Here is a 16,933-nt window from a genome sequence, read left to right as displayed (position 1 = left end):
ATGCCGCTACCCAGCCGTTTTCAAACACCAATATTGATAGTTGTAGCGGTGCTTTTTTTGTTATGTGCAATAGTTAGCGTAAGCCAAATAGTGAAAAGCTTAGACCTGTTAGCAGTAAATGAACACTCTACAGGTCGCGCACTGGTTCAACTTATGCTGCTTCATCAACAATATTTGACGACCGCTGAAGATTATTTCAGAGATTTGGCCAATATTAACGAGCTCATTTCCAGCTATGACCTAACTTGGTCGGCTTTTGAAATTCTATTAAGCGGGTCAGAATCGGCTAACCTGAAGGAGCAACATGGGCGTATAGAGATTATTGTGAGTACTTTTGAGTCATTTAAAGTACTGGACCCAACCTCTGATTCATTCGATGAAATTCATTTTTCGCAATATTTGGCGACGGGGCAACATACTGCTGAAACCATTAACACATTGATGAACCAAGAATTCCAGCGGGTGGCAGAGAATAATTACCTACGCGATTATGAATTGGTTCGTTTGAACAGCATTATGGGATACAGCTACGCTGGATTAGCACTATGTGGCGGTTTTCTATTGTATGTAACATTGAAAGACCGCCAAAAAATAAGCCATTTAGCCTATCATGACTCTTTAACTGGGCTAGCAAACCGAGCCGCTTTGCAAAACGAACTCATTAAATTGAAACGCCAGAATCAAGCTCAGTTTTCAGTATTATTATTGGACCTCGACGGATTCAAACTCGTCAACGACACTTATGGACACGATGTTGGCGATCATTTATTGAAGAAAATCAGCGCTCGGCTCAAAGAAACATGCGGTGAAACAGACTTTATTGCGCGTCTAGGTGGCGACGAATTTGCCATTATTCGACATAGCCAAGAAGAGCCTCAAATGCTACCCGAGAGCATTATTAAAACTCTCTCTAAGCCTATATGTGTCGGTTCAATCGACTGTAAAGTGGGTGTCAGCATTGGTGTCTGTCTCGACAGCGAATACCAAGATTCTTGGGTCGATATTTTGAAAGCTGCTGACATTGCAATGTATCTGGCAAAGTCTAATGGCGGTAATTGTTATGACTTCTTTGATGATGCCGCTTAGGGCTCTGACCCTCGTTCAGTCGCTATTTCCACCTTTCTCAAAGTACGAAACCCATGGCTCGATCATCTGATTCCATTCAAATCTTTCCATTCAGTGGAAGAATGTTCCACTTTTGCCAAATTCTTTGCGATTGAATGGAATTGAAAGCACTCAAGGATAGGGGCATCGGGATACAAAAAAGCGGTGCTGTGTTATCGGCACCGCTTTTCTCATTGATAAAGACGTTTAATACCGGAACTGCCCAACTTTCTTATTTAACGCCGTGGCTTGGTCTGATAACCCAGAAACAACGCCATCTATTTCATTGGTCTGAGTTGATATCTGCATTGATGCATCGGCAATGGATGTGATGCTGCTACTGATTTCATCCGTGACAGAGGATTGTTCATTCGCCGCCGTTGCAATCTGCAAGTTCATATCGTTCAGCTCGGTCAGCATCTTCGTGATTTGATCAAGCATATCCGTATTTTGACGACAACTTTCTGTCCCTCTCGTTACGGACGAGTTCGCGTTAGTGATGCCGTCTGCCACGGCTTGCGTTTCCCCTTGCAAAGCTTCAATTTTGCCACGAATTTCTTCCGTTGAGGCTTGAGTTCTGCTTGCTAAAGAACGAACTTCATCGGCTACGACGGCAAAGCCTCTTCCTTGTTCTCCGGCTCGTGCGGCTTCAATCGCCGCGTTCAGAGCCAATAGGTTCGTTTGTTCGGCAATAGACTGAATAACATCAAGCACTTCCCCGATAGAGCCGCTCTCCTTAAGAAGCCTTTCAATGGCTTGATTGGCTTGCTGCATTTGATCGGCCAATTGCCCCATCTCGTTGCCTAGTGCACGCCCAATCGATGCGCTCTGCTGTCCGGTATCATTGGCGTTTTTAACGAACTCTGCCGCTCGGCTAGCAAACTGCGCCACTTCAGACACTGACGCGCTCATTTCATTTACCGCTGTGGCCACTGAGTCAGATTTGTTGTGTTGCTCATGAACCGCATTGCGCGTGTCCTTCATAGCAATGGACATTCTTTGACTGTTTTCGCTCAACTCATTGGTTGCCCCGCTGAATTCCTTAATGATGCCTTGCAACTGCTCAAACAATTCATTCAATGCCTTGGCAAGATCCGACATCTCGTCTTTGCCATTATTTTCAAGCCTTGCGGTCAAATCCTTAGAATCGCTGATATGAGAAATTTGCCGTGCAGCGGCTTTAATGGGGCGGGTGATGCCCCCTCCGACTAGTGACGCACCTATCGCAGCCAGAATGATTAACATAACGGTGCTAATGCCCACAGCCGTAAAGACCGCATGGTTTAAACGGCTCAGATCCTCCATCGCTTCTTCTTCGTCAATTTCACTGAGGATCGCCCATTTTAGCCCAGCCACGGTAACAGAGGAGTATGCCGACAAAACAGAAACGTTACGGTAATCCAAGATAATATCGCTGCCCACTCGCCCACTTAGCGCCGCTTGGCTTGCTGGTGTGTCAACCGTTTGACGACCAATGGCGCTGCCTTTACTACTGATTGATGAAACAACTTGTGGCGAAACACCAGCGGACGTCAGAGCGTTAAGATACCCTTGCTTATCCTCTAGTAGAAAACGGGGTTGACTTCGCAGCAGACCATCTTGCCCCACCAGATACGTTTCACCACTCAAACCTAACCCCGCCTCTGCCCACTTGCCATCGTAGGTCATGATTTGATTAATGGCGTCAACCGGCATTTGAAAAACCACGACCCCAAGCCTTTCATCATTTTCGAAGACGGGAGCAGCCATAAACGATGCCGCCGCTTCATAGGACGGATAGTATGGTTTAAAGTCAACAAGGAAAAAATCGTTCTTAGCTTTTGACTTAGCACCATTAAACGCTTCTGCTAGACCGCTGTTCTTATAGGGTCCAGAGAGAAGATTGGTCGCGTAGTCCAGTTCCTTAAAGACGGAATAAATAATGTTTCCTTGATTGTCTACCAAAAAAATATCGTAATACCCAAACGATTCAAGAAAATGTTTGAGGGACGGGTGATACAAGCGATGAGCTTTGTCATAATCGGTATTCAAAGAATCTGATTTCAAAAGGTGTTTTTCGCCAAGAGCGTTAGGGTTAACACCAATATAGCGAGCCTGAAGCGCTGTAGCTACATCGCCTAGCTGACCCAAACGGGTTAACTCACCCCCCGACTGATTATCGTTACTCTTTCGGTAGGTTTGCCCAAATTCATTGCTGTAATAATTTTTAAGCGAATTAATATCTGCAGAACTCACCTTCTCTTTTGGGTATTCTTTGAACGCTAAAGTAAAGTCTTTTATTGCCGCTTGAGTCGAGAGGTCATCTGCTACCGTATTCAGCTGAAGCTGGATCTGTTCAAAGTACCTTTCTATTTCCCGCTTTTTTATCTCTCGGACTGAAATTAATTGGCTAACAGCTCTATCGTAAATAGCTTGTTCGGATAAATCCGATGCTCTCCAGGCTACGAAGTTCCCGCTTACAATAACCCCAATCGCACACAAGGAAGAACAAGCAAGAATAATTTTAGTTGCGATCTTCATTTTATAACCTTATTAGATTTATCATTATTTACACCTATCAATAGCGTGTATCCTCAAAGATAGAAATTAACGACAGCCTACTAACTTTTATATATTTAAATTTTCTATTTCACCATCAAGGTTAAGTTTGGTACAGATTGTAACGAGTTACATTGCATAAATGCGCTGGGTTAGCAAAACTCTCAAATAACTCTTTGTAAGCAATGATTATATTTTATAGTCATTAAATATAACTATAATGAATTAGGGAGCAAAAAAGTTAGCTAATAAGGAAAGTAACAGAAAAGAATAACAATCAATCAAAACAATGAATTAAGTAGTCTTTTGGCTTTATTTCGAGTTGATCTAGGCTGCATTTTGAGCCAATAAAAATATTTCTATAATTTGGATAAAGTTTGGAAATGAGTTGGGGGTATTTTCCTTTATTGATACCTATGATTCCTTTTTTTCCACGTGAGAATAAAATGACATCTTTACTTATAAAATCAAAGGTCATTTTTTCACCGTACATTTTATGATGAAAAGTCAATAGATCTTTTAATTTATCACTCTGCCAGCCGTACTCCCATCGATTCGCTCTGTCTTGATTTGCCATTACTCTCGCTGGCGGCTCCGCATAAATTAGTGGCACCCCTCCATCACGTCCCAACAAGTAGGCATAAGCTAACCATTCGCTTGCTTCATCCATCACTAACTCTTTAAAAACATCATTATTGGGAATGTCATGGGTAATGGCGAATGTGACGGCTCTCGGGTTAGATAGGGCCATGCCTAATGCATAGGGATCGACCAGTGATTCCAATGTGCCTTCAGGCTTCATGGCTTTAAACAAGGTATTAAACAGCGGGAAATCATACGCAGCCAAATCTGTTTTTTCTAAATATGGCTTAAGAAATAGCTCATATTCCTGCTTTGTTACCCCGCCATCGGTAATGATTTCGCCAAAAATGTGCATGCCTTCGGTTATATCTGGTCCCCACACTTTCTCTAAATGCTGCAAGCTCATATGCTTGGCCGCGTCTATCCGAAAACCACGAACGCCTAACTGCTTTAAAGCCTTCAAATAATGCCTTTGTTGCTCAATAACATGCTGATTATCTTTAAGAGTCGGCAAGCCTGGATCGGATGGTCCGCTGCTGATTCGACCGTTTTGTACCTCCCATTTATTACACCAATCTACAATTCCAAACGGCTCTACAAAATCGTCCTGATCAAACAGTGGATGTGACAGATCCCCGAATAATTTTAATCCTTCATAATATGACGCATTCGATTTGTAGATTTCCATATCAGATTGGGCAGGATACTGAAGATCCGATCGTCTATCCGATTCGTTGGCCATATGATTAAAAACGACATCGACATACACCCAAATGTCATACTCTATGAGCACTTGCATCATGTGTTTAAAGTCGTGGGTGTTTCCTAAAGGGTTGTCGATGATCCTGTAATCTTGTGGCTGATACCGCTGCCACCAAAAGCGACCTTTTCCTTCTTTCAACGATTTTAGCGGAGGCGATACTAAGACCGATCGATAGCCTAATCGACTGATTTTTTCTGCCTGTTCGGCGACTTCACAGTACTGCCAGTCAAACGCATGCAATATCACATTTGATCGGCCTTCATTTTGTAACATTCTTCGATCGGCTCCACATTACCCAAATGGTTCAGTCAGTATCTTAATGAGCAAGCCGATTTAAATGCAACTGTTCCCACAAAAGGTTAAGCCAGTTAAGTGACCATGTTTCAAAAAGCACGGCTCTCCCCCATTACTGCTATGCTTTTACTATGGTTTCAACAACATTATTGCAACTTAACTATTGACTTACACATGTCCGCTGAATATCTTTTAGTGCACATCTGTACGCTGAAAATGGAATAACCGAAAATGATCAACGCCGAAAAAAAACCGCCCCTCATATGGCTTAATATAGGGGTATTTTCTATCAGCATGCTTTTGGCGGTGTTGGTTGCCCCTTTGTATGGGTATCAATTCGGATATGGGGTTGAGCATCTGGTTTGGCTGATTGTTACGTTCAGTTTTTGCAACCTTTCTATCACCGCAGGCTACCATCGTCTTTGGGCCCACAAAGCCTATGAAGCACACCCTATCGTTCGAGTGGTTTACGCGTTAGGCGGTGCTTTTTCTCTTCAAAACAGTGCACTGCATTGGTCATCCGATCATAGAGTACACCACAGACACGTTGATATTAACGATAAAGACCCTTACTCGGCTAAAAAAGGGTTTTGGTTTTCGCACATTGGTTGGATGTTAAGGCATTACAACAAAGCCACTTATTCCGACTATTCAAATTGCCGAGACCTTCAAAAAGACGCCATTGTCATGTGGCAACACAAGCACTACTTGTTGCTTGCTATTGCCATGAATGTAGGTGTACCCGTGTTGCTTGGGCTACTGCACAATGATATTTGGGGAATGTTGCTGATCACAGGAGCGGTTCGTTTAGTACTGAACCATCATACGACTTTCTTTATCAACTCATTGGCTCATATTTGGGGCTCTCAACCTTACACGGATAAGAACACCGCAAGGGATAATGGATTTTTAGCATTGCTCACTTTTGGCGAAGGCTACCACAACTATCACCATATTTTTGAAAATGACTACCGCAACGGCATTCATTGGTGGCAGTACGATCCAACCAAGTGGATGATTCGGTTGTTTTCATGGGTTGGTTTAGCCAACAAACTGACACGATGCCCAGCCATTCGAATTGAGCGTGCGAGGATACAAATGCAACTTCGCAAGGTAAAAGAAAATATTCAAAGCAAACCACAAGGTGCGACGTTAATGGATTCTCTGCAATCTGAATACGATGCACTGTGGAAGCAAATGCAGGAGTATTACGAAGTCAAAAAACAGCTTATGGAAGCGAAAAAAACCGACCTGACTCGTAAGTATGAGGCGTCGTTGCTCAAGGTTCGTTACCAGCAAGTGCGAGCGACTCTGAAAGCCAAGCAAAAAAACTGGGATAGATTGGTCGCGCAATACGCGTAAACTTTTACAGCAGACCAAAATGAAAAACTCACCAATTGGTGAGTTTTTCATTTTGGTCTGCACGAAGGTTAAATGTTCTTTTCCATCAGGAAGTTGGTTAACGCTCGGCCTCGGAGCTCAATTTTTTGGCGCTGCACGACTTCAAACCCAAAATGCTCATAAAACGGCTTTGCGGTAATGCTCACCTCTGAATAAAAACGATCGATGCCTTTCGCCTTACCAACCGAAAAAATATGATTCATTAGTGCCGCTCCAACGCCTTTCCCTTGGTATAAATGATGGCAAAAGAAGTGATCGATTAAACCGTCTTTTTGTAAGTCAGCGTAGCCAACGACCTTACCATTCAGTTCAGCAATGAATGGCTCTATACGGTTCATTCGCTTTTGCCATCGTGCTAATTCAAAACGTTCTGGTGCCCATGCCTTCACATCATCTTCGCTGTAATCGCCTAAATTCACTTTGCGTACCGTGTGAAAAAACAGCTTCCAAGTCGCTCTCGCATCCTGTTCCGTATAGTGTCGAATCAGAATCATATACCCCCCTCAAAACTATAATCGCGTTCTACTTTTGCAATTCGAATTTTGTAAGATTGGTACCATTGTTTTCTGCCCCGCTTTTGCGCATCTAGGTGCTCCGCATTGGTCTTCCATTGCTTTATCGAATCCAAGTCACGCCAGTAAGATACCGTAATACCAAGTCCCTCGCGTGCGGATTCTACCCCCAAATACCCTGCTTGCTGCTTTGCAAGCGTAAGCATACGGCTAGCTGCGTCTCCATACCCTTCATCATGAGGGCTTTTTACTGAGCTAAATATTACTGCGTAATACGGCGGCTCTGGTGTGTTTGCAATTAACGACATCTCTCTACTCCTTCACAAAGTACCCAGTAGCTCAAAGCACAAGCTAGGTACAAATCTTATAAAGCACTTACTCTATTTATTGAGTATTGGCTTAGTTCTTAGGGTCTATTGAGCCTAATCATAAAGCAACAAATTCGTCGCTTTTCATCTTCTTCTCTTGCTAAATATCGCAATATCCAGTGTAACGCCTAGACAGTTCTATCGCCGTCCATCAAAACAGAGGCTGTTTTCATTCGATTCAATTTAGAGCACTCAGGGGTATCTAAACCATCAAATCGCCTACCGAATCCGACCCGTGAAAAGACCACATAAAGTGCTTTACAGCATTCACACTGTAACGCGGTGATAAATACGTTAATATCGACGGCCTTTGGTGGTCGCCATTACTTTTAATCCTTAGCTAAAGCGAATTCGACGGCACTCTGCGCATGCAAATGCGTCGTATCATAGAGCGGTATGGCGGTATCCGAAGGCTTAACGAGCAAGGCTATTTCGGTACACCCTAAAATGATGGCTTGCGCCCCTTGCTCAGACAAAGCATCGATGACATCTAAATAAATAGATTTAGATGCGTCCAAAATCTGCCCATGACACAGTTCTTCATAGATGACCCTGTGTACATCGGCTTGCTGTCTTTCATTAGGAACAACAACGGAAACACCAAATTTCTTTTCAATGCGCTCACGATAAAAAGCTTGCTCCATGGTGAAGCGTGTGCCCAGCAACCCCACTTTTGTAATGCCATTTGAAACCAAAGCATTTCCCGTTGGGTCGGCAATATGAATAAGCGGTATCGAAACTGAAGATTGAACTTCTGGTGCGACTTTGTGCATCGTGTTGGTGCAAATCAAAATGCACTCCGCCCCTGCTGATTCAAGAGATGTTGCAGCATTGGAAAGGATATCGGCCATTTTACTCCATTCACCAGCACGCTGAAGCGCTTCAATCTCAGCAAAATCAACACTGTACAAACAAATCTTAGCAGAATGAAATCCACCCAATCGTTGGTTGGTGAGTGTATTGATAGCTCGGTAGTAACTGGTTGTGGATTCCCAACTCATGCCACCGATCATCCCTATTACTTTCATTCCACCAACCTTATATTAAATTTTCCATTACAAATTAACAAAGACACAACAAAACTTCGATATAAATATACATCTTATTGATAAAATTTTAAGTTAACCTAAGCTTTGGCTAAAAAACGGCATAATCTATTGAATTAAATGGAAGCCGTCTTTTACATCCTTTCTAGTCAGAGATTTCTGTTGATAACTAGGCGTATTTGCACGTCAATGGTGAGCCCTGCACATAGGGAATGATCGTGTCTTGCACTGCACTACTGACACAACCTGTCACTCGAACTCTTTATGCTAAAAGCTCACCAAAACACGTTTATTTACTGATAGGACATCATATGCGCTTGGAAAAAGTCGAACAATTCGCCGTTCACGGATTAACAGTTCGTACAAACAATCACGATGAAATGAAAACCTCCGCCATGAAAATTAGCACTCTGTGGCAAGAATTCTCTGTTCATGTCGCCCCACATCTTCAAGCCGAATCAGAAGTCTTTGGGATATATCATCAATACGAATCGGATCATCTTGGCGAATTCGATGTCACAGCAGGAGCCACTCAGCTAAGTGAGCAAGGTACGCTCGAAGTCTCCCTCGTCGAATCTGGAGAGTACTTAGTATTTTGCAACAAAGGCACGATGCCAAGTATGGTCGTTGAGCTTTGGCAACAAATCTGGGCATATTTTTCTAACGAACATTGTGAATATAAGCGAGCGTACCGTACGGATTTCGAAAAGTACAAAAGCGAGGAAGACGTGGAAATTTACATTGGTGTCATTCCAATCACTTAACTCCAATCACTTAACTCCTACTGCTTAACCTTAGTCTTTACACTTAAGCCGTCTACATATCTCGCCAACACCAAAGCCTTTTCCAAGGAATATGGCGTTGGCGTTTCCATCGCTCTACATCAAGGTTATTGACCAATAAAATCAACCTAGAATGCCTAAACGCTCTCTGTTAAATGCAAAAAAATCCATTTGGGGTATGATACCCGCTGAACGGATGCTTCCTTTTGCTGCTCTATTAATCAGGATTTTTTATGGCATGGATTGTCACCAAATTTTTTATCACCGCAGCCATTATTGTTTTAGTGTCTGAGCTTGCCAAGCGCAGCGACAAACTGGGTGCACTATTGGCATCTCTTCCTTTAGTTACTGTGTTGGCATTAATTTGGCTCCATTTTGAAGGGCAGCCAAAAGAAAAACTCGCCAATCATGCGTTTTACACATTTTGGTATGTTGTTGCCACACTGCCCATGTTTTTGGCTTTCCCAATGCTCATGCAGCGATTTCATTTTTTTACATCACTTGGAATCGGCATCGTCATCACGATGGTGTCGTTTGCCATCATTGTCTGGATAGCGCGCGCTTTTGGCGTGGATTTGCTTTAGCTTTCCTTCCTAACAGAACACAAACTATGTAAGCATCAACTTGAAAAGGAGAGACGGTGCAATATCTTAAATTACTCACTTTCTCCTTGACCGTAGGTGTCATATTTCAGCAATTTGCCATTCCACACGGATTGCTTTTGGGCACGTTGTTAGGCGCCGCAGTCTCCGTTCGATTGTTCCCTAATGCAAAGACAAGCAGAAAGGACAGTGTATTCCTTCAGTTAGTACTTGGGTTTTCGGCAGGATTTCAACTGGTTGAGTATTCACTAGAGCAGTTTCTCAACCTGCTGCCCAGCCTTTTGATCCTTTTAGTGTGTTTAGTGGTTCAAGTCGGGATGGGGTATTGGTGGCTCCGTAAGCACGAAAAGTGGTCGAAATTGGACAGCATACTCGCCGCATATCCAGGGGCAATGGCGGCTGTACTGGATGTAATAGACAAAAACAATGCTTCACCTAGCGTCCTCTTTGTTCATCTATTTAGGCTGGTATTATTGACCATCTTCGCTAGCTTCTTTATTCCAGATGGGTATGAGTCTGTAGAAGCCGAGCAACTGCGTTATTCTTTTGAGTCCATAAGCACTTTCGTATTTCTCGCCATTATTTCAATGGTGTCTGGTCGCTGGCTTGAACGTTTGAATGTCCCCGCTCCCTACCTATTAACAACGATGCTGTCTTGCCTTATTTTCTCGCCCATTCTTCCTATCGAAGATCTTTTGGTTCCGAGTTGGCTTATGAACGCTGCTATTGTCGTTCTTGGCTTGTTGATAGGGTCGCGTTTTGGCGGAATAACGGGACATGACGTATTGAAATACAGCAGAGCAGGATGCATCTGTTTTGTATTAGTCCTTACCATTACGGCCCTCTTTGTGGGGGTTACGGTTTCCATACTTGATGTTCCAATGACGTCTGTTGCACTCGCATACGCGCCAGGAGCACTAGAAAGCGTTGTGGTTGTGGCATTAGCCAATGGCTTCGACGTGATGTTTATTATACTGCATCACGTCATTCGTTTGAGTGCGTTACAGCTTGCGCCTGCGGTTTACATTTTGTTCAGAAGGTAAATCTAATCCATAACCGCTAGATACAAAACGAGAAATGGGGCAATTAGCCCAAGAAACGCAGCAAGACTAAAATAATAAAAATACGCAAACTTCATAATCACTGTCCTTTAAAACGAGAGCTTTCTTTCGTATCGACCAACAATAAAGGCGACGTAACCCACTTTAAATACACCTGCAAATACGATGGTTCCGATATGAGCAATTGCCTGCTGAATAATGCTGAAACGATCCGCGAACGGAAAGCTGATTAACAACGTGGTGGTCATCACTATCAAAGAAACGATCATGACCGTACCCCCAATTTCGCTGACTCTCTTAAAATTCATACTCAAACACCTCATAACATGTATTTCATATATATGTTATGAGGTGTTTTTAAATTAGTCAATATAAAGCAAGCTTTATTAAGTCATATAGAGGCATTAAAAAACCCTCAAACACAGGTGTCTGAGGGTTTCGAGAAATTAAATCATCTTTAATATTAATGCGATGCAAGGATAATTTTGGTCAATACGGACCAAACTTTCTGTTTGGATTTGCGACTACTTACGCTGACGCTGTTGCGCTTTACGTGATAGTTTTTCTTGTCTGCGCTGCGCAATGACCTTGTCGGCTTCCCCACCTACGTGAATTTCTCCACGCTCGACAGCAAGTTGAACTTGTTTTTCACGCTCGCGAAAACGGGATTTTTGCTCTTCTGAATGTTTGTCGACACACTTAGGGCAACTCACCCCTTTTTCGAAAGCGGAAGACGCCATATCTTGCTCTGTGATAGGCAAACGGCACGCATTGCACATCTCATAACCACTTTTCTCAAGTTGGTGGTTTACCGCCACTCTCCCATCAAACACGTAGCAATCACCTTCCCACAGACTTTCTTCTTCCGGCACTTCTTCAAGATATTTTAGAATGCCACCTTCTAGGTGATAAACCTCTTCAAACCCCTGCTCTTTCATGTAAGCGGTCGATTTCTCGCATCGAATACCTCCTGTACAAAACATGGCCACTTTTTTGTGCTTCTCTGGATCCATGTTTTGAGCAACAAACTCTGGGAATTGACGAAAGGTATCCGTTTTAGGGTTAATGGCGTTTTGAAACGTCCCGATTTCTATTTCGTAATCGTTGCGGGTATCAACAACAAACACTTCCGGATCCGCAATAAGATCGTTCCAATCTTGAGGTTTGACATAGGTCCCCACTACATGACGAGGATCGATACCTTCGACGCCAAGTGTCACAATCTCTTTTTTGAGTTTTACTTTGGTACGATTAAAAGGCTGTACCTTATCAAAAGACTCTTTGTAGACAATTTCAGCTAAACGAGGATCTTGCTTAAACCACGTAAGCAACGCATCGATACCCTCTCTCTTAGCGGCAACCGTACCATTTATGCCTTCTTCTGCCAGTAATAACGTTCCGCGAACTTCGTGCTTTTCCATCAAAGCTTTTAAAGGCTCACGGAGATCCACATAATTTTCAAGACGTACAAATTTATACAAGGCGCATACTACGTATTCAGACATTTCTTTTCCTTCTAGCGAGCTGGATCGTAAATCCAGAGCTGTTGATAACATCACGAGCCCTCTTTTGACTTGGTATCAACCCAAAAGAGCGATTCGAGACGAAGGAGTATAGCTGAGTGCGCTTTTCACAAACACAGATAAGTTCTATGGGTATTTTCGGACACTGGCTCAGGAAGCTTTCGAGGCGTGAACTGGAAGCTTTCAAGGTGTGAACTGAAAGCTTTCGTGGCGCGAACTAGAAACATTAGCGCCGTAAACTAGAAGCATTAGCACCGTGAACTAGAGCATTAGCGCCGTGAACTAGAAAAGATTAGTGGCGTGAAATGGCGTAATACAGGAGTTCATTAAAGTCATAAAAGTTTGCGTCGGGTTCTGGCTGCATCCCAAGCTTTTCTATCACTTTTATAGAGGGATAGTTTTCATTAACAGCAACGCCATAAATCTTACTCAACTTACTGGTTTGAAAAGTAAAGTCTAAACACGCTCGTGCCGCTTCTTGAGCAACGCCATGGCCTTGAGCCTCAGGCAGAATGGCGTATCTGACCTCAAAAATATTGGGTTCTGGAGATTCTTCAACGCCCACATAGCCCAATTTTTTGGTTCGATCCGATTTTTGACAAACGGTAAACGTACCAAAACCATGTTTAAGCCAGTGTGCTTCACGATTTTTGATGTTCGTTTGAATTTGCTTCTCTGTGTAAGGTTTACCCGATGGTAAATAGCGCGTGACAATGGCACTGGAAAGCAGCTCTTTATAAATATCCAAATCACTGTGTGATGTTGGCACAAGGATAAGGTGTTCCGTTTCTACCATAAGATTTCCTTTAGATGAGCATGGACACGAGGTGGTGAGGGACGACTTGGCAAGCTATGTCACTAAACTATAGCAAAGCTCCGCTATTACATTCTTGAATCTTAAACGAGCTGCCGAGAAAATTCTTTGAATGTTACCTCTAAGAACGCTTTCTGGTAAGCAAGAGATTGGTGTTCGAGGAGAAAAAGACAACGTGGACGAAGGAAAAGAAAAAGGGCGCGACAACGCCCTTCTACCCAGAGGTTTGTCTAACTAACCAACTTTGAATCGACCAACCACATCCCCTAGGCTGTTAGACGTGGCTCTCAGCTCTTCATTGATGGCGAGCCCATCAGATGCATTGTCGTTTAATTGATGAACAATATCTTGAATCGCAGCCATGTTTCGGCTGACCTCATCCGTAACTTGGCTTTGCTCTTTCGCAGCCGTCGCAACAAGTGAATTTATTTCATTGATTTCTACAACAGAATCCGTGACAAGATTCAAAGACTCCATCACTTCATTGGTACTTTGTGCGGTTTCCTCACAACTTGCTCGGGTGGACTCCATTGCCGTAACCACGTTGTCCGTCGCATTCCGAAGCTTGCCTAGCATTTCATTAATTTGCGATGTACTTTCTTGAGTTCTTGCCGCAAGCGCTCGGACTTCATCGGCGACGACGGCAAAACCTCGACCCTGTTCACCCGCTCGAGCCGCCTCAATAGCTGCATTCAGTGCCAACAAGTTGGTTTGTTCCGCTATATCTCCAATGACCTGAAGAACCGAATTAATTTGGTTAGTATCATGACTCATGGTGCTAATCGATGTTGACATCGAGCTTACTTCATCAATCAAGGCTGAAACATTTTTGACGGCTTGCTGAACCGTTCTCTTCGATGTGTTGGCATTCATATTCGTGATGTCTGTTAGTTCAGCTGCTTTTACCGCGCTATCAGTAATCGCGTCAGCGGTCGCGCTCATTTCACTTATTGCGCTGATTGCTTGCTCCGTTTCTTGTGTATGACCATCCAACGTACTCAAGTTTGACTGGGATTGACGGCTTAGTTTTTCAATCGCTTTATCTATATTACCTGTAGATGTAGCAACATCGATAAAGTTCTCTTGTAGCTTTTCAATAAACATATTAATTGAAGAAGATATAGTTCCAATTTCATCGGTGGATTTAACCGAGAGCCGCTGAGTTAAATCTCCGGTACCATTAGATAATTCTGTTACCATATTTTTTAATGATAGCAATGGTCTAAATGCTTGATGAAGCATCAACGTACTCAATACAATAACAATGAAGCCAATGAGTACGAGGACGATAGTAATATCATTATTAAGAGTGTCGGTGTTATCCTCTATGCTTTGAAGGTTAACATAGCTGTCAAGAGACCAGTTAAGTCCATAGGTGTCAATTGTCGAACTTAAGATTTTCAGGATTTGAGGACCACTATCAACCTTATCTGAATATATTTTTTCATTTGAGGGTGAAATGAGTTCTATATAACTTCCATTTTCAGAATATTTCTTGATAATTTCAGAAAACACCTCCAAATCTAAAGTATAAAAGTCAGCGGAACCGCCTTCTCTATTAACGGAAATAGTTGAGTATAACTTTCCATCTACCATTTCCGGTTGACTCACACCCACAGTGATCGAATCCGATTCCATGGCGCGGGCTAGATTAATATACTTGTCCCTTGCCTCACCTTCCAACCTTCCCGTATCACCAACAGCAATAACACCAGAGACGACTTTAACAACCTTAGAGAACATAGTGGATTCTTTCACTTCTTCAGGCGAATCAATCATCATGTTGGAGCTGATAGCCAACGATACTATGTTCTCTATTTCATCGGAAATACGTCCGTTAATCAATGATGTATTATGCTCAATCTTATGAACATCAGATTCATAAATATACTCACTAATATAGTAGTTAACACTAGCATAAGAAGTAACAATAGTGATTAAAACTGAAAAGGAGATCAGTATTATTACTTTTAATTTAAAGCTTAACCTGCTCATACAATATAGTCCCTAATATATATATTCGAAAGCGAAACCAAAGCCAAATAAAACCGGTTTCATATAAACAGAATTGTCAACAATTTAACTACATTAGCACAAAGGAAGACAATAAATGTGCTATCGCTCACAACGCAATAATTCTTCAAATATATTAAATATTACGCATGTTTTAATTTTATTATAAAGAGCATTTTCTTTTTGATGATAGGGGAATTCGAACTTATATAATGAAGTAGAAGCTAATAGACTTTTTTTACTCGGATTAAAAAAAGGCATTTTCTTGGCTAAGTTCTTTATTACATCGCTAGGAATTATGTAAGTATTTACTAATTAAATTCAGGCTTATTTTTTTTCAAAAAAAATGGAAAAAAGCCGAGCCATTTAGAGAATAATGTGAGCCCAAAAAATATAAATAGCGATATTTGTCTGTTTGCTATAATTTTTACAGTCAATCTGACTTTGTTGGTTACCCTGCACTCCACGGTTAGATAAAAATATGTTTAATAGATGAAAGATTTTTTTCATTATCCGGATCTATTAAATCAATACACTTTATGAGGAAACATCAATGGCAAATCCGATCAAGATCACATTATACCGCTGGGGGGGGAGTTGGGGTCCATTCAAGGTGAACATTCCTTGTGGAGAATGCACGCTAACAAAAGATATCCTCCAAGACACCTTTGAAAACGAATTGGACGGGATTCCCATTGATTTAGAAATAAAAGACTGGTTATCACACTGGTGGGAGCCATTGAAATACGGCGCTATTCATGCACCTATTTTAATTGTGGAAGGCAAAGTGATTAGCCAAGGTGAAGCACTCAACCGTGGTGTGTTAGTGCAATCGGTTGTTCAACAATGGACAAAGCGCAGTAAACTCTCTGGAAATATTATTTATGGAAAAGCGACATGCCCTTACTGTGTTAAAGCAAAACGCCTACTCGATGAGTTAGGTATTGAGTACGAATACCATGACGTCGTAAAAAACAGTTCAGCCCTCTATCGGATGATTCCAGAAGTAAAAGCCATTATCGGGAAAAAAACGCCCGTCACCGTTCCTCAAATTTGGTTAGATGGTAATTATGTTGGTGGTTTCAACAAACTTGAAGAACACATTGGAACAAATGGATTGCGCCCTGTGCCGGATAACGTGATTGAAATAGAATCTAAAAACGCAAGTTAACCCGTTTATAAACTGATGAGCCAAGTGGCATGGATACAAACACAGTCTGGGGTATGGAAGTCGCGGGGGTATAAAGCAGCTTGGGTAAAAAAAGGCAAAAGCCCAATTGTACAATTGGGCTTTAGTTCGTTCCTTCGACCATCATTGCGTCCCTTACTTTGTTTTTTTAACCTTCATGGTCAGCCGACGAAATAGAGAGGGTCTTTCGATTTTTGAAAGTGGTTGCCCATAAAGCTTTTCTTCAACCATCTTCTTAGCCATTTGGTTAGCGATGTATACCGATCCTAAATCTAAACCCATTTTGAACGCACCTATAATGTGAAATAAGTCACATTTTACTCATTAAAGGAATAGATTCA

17 protein-coding genes are annotated in these 16,933 nt (G+C 42.2%); 7 read left to right on the top strand and 10 right to left on the bottom strand.

Translation table 11 applies throughout. The annotated features are described in order from the left end of the window. The first annotated feature begins 90 nt into the window (after positions 1–90). Positions 91–1,086 carry a diguanylate cyclase domain-containing protein gene (locus HC752_RS25265; protein ID WP_190334834.1) on the top strand — a complete coding sequence of 332 codons (996 nt, stop codon included), beginning with the start codon at positions 91–93 and terminating at the stop codon, positions 1,084–1,086. Between the two features lie 225 nt (positions 1,087–1,311). On the opposite strand, the gene HC752_RS09130 is transcribed toward HC752_RS25265, so the two are convergent. Together HC752_RS09130 and HC752_RS09125 are read right to left on the bottom strand one after the other, a co-directional pair. Further along, complete coding sequence (locus HC752_RS09130; RefSeq protein WP_190334833.1) at positions 1,312–3,624, bottom strand: methyl-accepting chemotaxis protein; 2,313 nt, start codon at positions 3,622–3,624, stop codon at positions 1,312–1,314. Positions 3,625–3,919: 295 nt separating this feature from the next. Next, positions 3,920–5,260, bottom strand: coding sequence for an alpha-amylase family protein (locus HC752_RS09125; protein WP_190334832.1), 1,341 nt, complete (start codon positions 5,258–5,260; stop codon positions 3,920–3,922). Positions 5,261–5,512: 252 nt separating this feature from the next. Between HC752_RS09125 and HC752_RS09120 the strand changes: the two genes are divergently transcribed. After that, entirely contained in the window at positions 5,513–6,643 is a 1,131-nt protein-coding gene (locus tag HC752_RS09120) for an acyl-CoA desaturase (protein ID WP_190334831.1), read from the top strand. Between the two features lie 68 nt (positions 6,644–6,711). On the opposite strand, the gene HC752_RS09115 is transcribed toward HC752_RS09120, so the two are convergent. From HC752_RS09115 to HC752_RS09105, 3 genes are all read right to left on the bottom strand, one after another. Further along, entirely contained in the window at positions 6,712–7,176 is a 465-nt protein-coding gene (locus HC752_RS09115) for a GNAT family N-acetyltransferase (protein ID WP_190334830.1), read from the bottom strand. Then, entirely contained in the window at positions 7,173–7,502 is a 330-nt protein-coding gene (locus tag HC752_RS09110; protein WP_190334829.1) for an antibiotic biosynthesis monooxygenase family protein, read from the bottom strand. The genes HC752_RS09115 and HC752_RS09110 overlap by 4 nt, the downstream gene beginning before the upstream one ends. A 389-nt stretch (positions 7,503–7,891) precedes the next feature. Next, positions 7,892–8,590: an aspartate/glutamate racemase family protein gene (locus tag HC752_RS09105; protein WP_190334828.1), complete on the bottom strand. Its 699-nt coding sequence runs from the start codon at positions 8,588–8,590 to the stop codon at positions 7,892–7,894. A gap of 236 nt (positions 8,591–8,826) precedes the next feature. Here HC752_RS09105 and HC752_RS09100 point away from each other — a divergent pair, with 236 nt between their 5' ends. The 3 genes from HC752_RS09100 (at position 8,827) to HC752_RS09090 (ending at position 11,035) form a co-directional block, all read left to right on the top strand. After that, on the top strand, positions 8,827–9,372 hold the full coding sequence (locus tag HC752_RS09100) for an effector binding domain-containing protein (protein ID WP_190334827.1): 546 nt from the start codon (positions 8,827–8,829) through the stop codon (positions 9,370–9,372). 251 nt (positions 9,373–9,623) lie between these two features. Continuing rightward, positions 9,624–9,974, top strand: coding sequence for a DUF3147 family protein (locus HC752_RS09095; RefSeq protein WP_190334826.1), 351 nt, complete (start codon positions 9,624–9,626; stop codon positions 9,972–9,974). 56 nt (positions 9,975–10,030) lie between these two features. Beyond that, positions 10,031–11,035 carry an AbrB family transcriptional regulator gene (locus HC752_RS09090; protein WP_190334825.1) on the top strand — a complete coding sequence of 335 codons (1,005 nt, stop codon included), beginning with the start codon at positions 10,031–10,033 and terminating at the stop codon, positions 11,033–11,035. 107 nt (positions 11,036–11,142) lie between these two features. On the opposite strand, the gene HC752_RS09085 is transcribed toward HC752_RS09090, so the two are convergent. The 3 genes from HC752_RS09085 to HC752_RS09075 form a co-directional block, all read right to left on the bottom strand. Beyond that, complete coding sequence (locus tag HC752_RS09085) at positions 11,143–11,361, bottom strand: hypothetical protein (RefSeq protein ID WP_190334824.1); 219 nt, start codon at positions 11,359–11,361, stop codon at positions 11,143–11,145. A gap of 216 nt (positions 11,362–11,577) precedes the next feature. Further along, positions 11,578–12,558, bottom strand: a complete 981-nt coding sequence (gene trhO / locus HC752_RS09080) for an oxygen-dependent tRNA uridine(34) hydroxylase TrhO (protein ID WP_190334823.1) — start codon at positions 12,556–12,558, stop codon at positions 11,578–11,580. A gap of 310 nt (positions 12,559–12,868) precedes the next feature. Next, a complete protein-coding gene (locus tag HC752_RS09075; RefSeq protein WP_190334822.1) occupies positions 12,869–13,372 on the bottom strand; it encodes a GNAT family N-acetyltransferase in 504 nt (167 codons plus the stop codon). A 130-nt stretch (positions 13,373–13,502) separates the two neighbouring features. On the opposite strand from HC752_RS09075, the gene HC752_RS25125 reads away from it, so the two are divergent. Further along, positions 13,503–13,628: a hypothetical protein gene (locus HC752_RS25125; protein WP_274602119.1), complete on the top strand. Its 126-nt coding sequence runs from the start codon at positions 13,503–13,505 to the stop codon at positions 13,626–13,628. Here HC752_RS25125 and HC752_RS09070 read toward each other — a convergent pair. Continuing rightward, a complete protein-coding gene (locus HC752_RS09070) occupies positions 13,625–15,385 on the bottom strand; it encodes a methyl-accepting chemotaxis protein (protein ID WP_190334821.1) in 1,761 nt (586 codons plus the stop codon). The two genes, HC752_RS25125 and HC752_RS09070, sit on opposite strands and share 4 nt — an antisense overlap. 571 nt (positions 15,386–15,956) lie before the next feature. Here HC752_RS09070 and HC752_RS09065 point away from each other — a divergent pair. Further along, on the top strand, positions 15,957–16,574 hold the full coding sequence (locus HC752_RS09065) for a glutaredoxin family protein (RefSeq protein WP_190334820.1): 618 nt from the start codon (positions 15,957–15,959) through the stop codon (positions 16,572–16,574). Positions 16,575–16,727: 153 nt separating this feature from the next. Here the strand turns inward: HC752_RS09065 and HC752_RS09060 are convergent, their stop codons facing one another. Continuing rightward, the gene (locus HC752_RS09060; RefSeq protein ID WP_190334819.1) at positions 16,728–16,874 is read right to left on the bottom strand and encodes a hypothetical protein; all 147 of its coding nucleotides are present in this window, start codon (positions 16,872–16,874) and stop codon (positions 16,728–16,730) included. Between the last annotated feature and the right edge of the window lie 59 nt (positions 16,875–16,933).

The organism is Vibrio sp. S9_S30 (genome assembly GCF_014694455.1).
Lineage (GTDB): Bacteria > Pseudomonadota > Gammaproteobacteria > Enterobacterales > Vibrionaceae > Vibrio.
The sequence above is the reverse complement of the archived record's forward strand: the minus strand, read 5'-3'. Positions and strand labels throughout refer to the sequence as shown.

Bases quoted from the DNA above. Each gene is read 5' to 3' on its own strand.
- HC752_RS09130 (WP_190334833.1), bottom strand. From the start codon at position 3,624: ATGAAGATCGCAACTAAAATTATTCTTGCTTGTTCTTCCTTGTGTGCG.
- HC752_RS09125 (WP_190334832.1), bottom strand. From the start codon at position 5,260: ATGTTACAAAATGAAGGCCGATCAAATGTGATATTGCATGCGTTTGAC.
- HC752_RS09120 (WP_190334831.1), top strand. From the start codon at position 5,513: ATGATCAACGCCGAAAAAAAACCGCCCCTCATATGGCTTAATATAGGG.
- HC752_RS09115 (WP_190334830.1), bottom strand. From the start codon at position 7,176: ATGATTCTGATTCGACACTATACGGAACAGGATGCGAGAGCGACTTGG.
- HC752_RS09110 (WP_190334829.1), bottom strand. From the start codon at position 7,502: ATGTCGTTAATTGCAAACACACCAGAGCCGCCGTATTACGCAGTAATA.
- HC752_RS09105 (WP_190334828.1), bottom strand. From the start codon at position 8,590: ATGAAAGTAATAGGGATGATCGGTGGCATGAGTTGGGAATCCACAACC.
- HC752_RS09095 (WP_190334826.1), top strand. From the start codon at position 9,624: ATGGCATGGATTGTCACCAAATTTTTTATCACCGCAGCCATTATTGTT.
- HC752_RS09085 (WP_190334824.1), bottom strand. From the start codon at position 11,361: ATGAATTTTAAGAGAGTCAGCGAAATTGGGGGTACGGTCATGATCGTT.
- trhO (WP_190334823.1), bottom strand. From the start codon at position 12,558: ATGTCTGAATACGTAGTATGCGCCTTGTATAAATTTGTACGTCTTGAA.
- HC752_RS09075 (WP_190334822.1), bottom strand. From the start codon at position 13,372: ATGGTAGAAACGGAACACCTTATCCTTGTGCCAACATCACACAGTGAT.
- HC752_RS25125 (WP_274602119.1), top strand. From the start codon at position 13,503: ATGTTACCTCTAAGAACGCTTTCTGGTAAGCAAGAGATTGGTGTTCGA.
- HC752_RS09070 (WP_190334821.1), bottom strand. From the start codon at position 15,385: ATGAGCAGGTTAAGCTTTAAATTAAAAGTAATAATACTGATCTCCTTT.
- HC752_RS09065 (WP_190334820.1), top strand. From the start codon at position 15,957: ATGGCAAATCCGATCAAGATCACATTATACCGCTGGGGGGGGAGTTGG.
- HC752_RS09060 (WP_190334819.1), bottom strand. From the start codon at position 16,874: ATGGGTTTAGATTTAGGATCGGTATACATCGCTAACCAAATGGCTAAG.